Source organism: Morganella psychrotolerans (assembly GCF_001676155.1).
Taxonomy (GTDB): Bacteria; Pseudomonadota; Gammaproteobacteria; order Enterobacterales; family Enterobacteriaceae; genus Morganella; species Morganella psychrotolerans.
The window spans coordinates 1-926 of record NZ_LZEW01000022.1 but is presented as its reverse complement, the minus strand read 5'-3'; the positions used below and the strand labels follow the sequence as shown (position 1 = coordinate 926).

Below are 926 nucleotides of genomic sequence, written 5' to 3'. Positions count from 1 at the left end.
AAAAAGAACCTGAAACCGTGTACGTACAAGCAGTGGGAGCACCCTTGTGGTGTGACTGCGTACCTTTTGTATAATGGGTCAGCGACTTATATTCTGTAGCAAGGTTAACCGAATAGGGGAGCCGCAGGGAAACCGAGTCTTAACTGGGCGAATTAGTTGCAGGGTATAGACCCGAAACCCGGTGATCTAGCCATGGGCAGGTTGAAGGTTGGGTAACACTAACTGGAGGACCGAACCGACTAATGTTGAAAAATTAGCGGATGACTTGTGGCTGGGGGTGAAAGGCCAATCAAACCGGGAGATAGCTGGTTCTCCCCGAAAGCTATTTAGGTAGCGCCTCGTGAATTTATCTCCGGGGGTAGAGCACTGTTTCGGCTAGGGGGTCATCCCGACTTACCAACCCGATGCAAACTACGAATACCGGAGAATATTATCACGGGAGACACACGGCGGGTGCTAACGTTCGTCGTGAAGAGGGAAACAACCCAGACCGCCGGCTAAGGTCCCAAAGTCATAATTAAGTGGGAAACGAAGTGGGAAGGCTCAGACAGCCAGGATGTTGGCTTAGAAGCAGCCATCATTTAAAGAAAGCGTAATAGCTCACTGGTCGAGTCGGCCTGCGCGGAAGATGTAACGGGGCTAAATTATGCACCGAAGCCGCGGCAGCGATATGTAAATATTGTTGGGTAGGGGAGCGTTCTGTAAGCCGTTGAAGGTGACCTGTGAGGGTTGCTGGAGGTATCAGAAGTGCGAATGCTGACATAAGTAACGATAATGCGGGTGAAAAACCCGCACGCCGGAAGACCAAGGGTTCCTGTTCAACGTTAATCGGAGCAGGGTGAGTCGACCCCTAAGGCGAGGCTGAAAAGCGTAGTCGATGGATAACGGGTTAATATTCCCGTACTGGTGGTAACTGCGAAGGGGGG

The 926-nt window shown here is 51.4% G+C and carries 1 rRNA gene; it reads left to right on the top strand.

Annotated elements, in window-relative coordinates:
- Positions 1-926, top strand: a 23S ribosomal RNA gene (locus tag AYY16_RS13105); the annotation flags it as partial.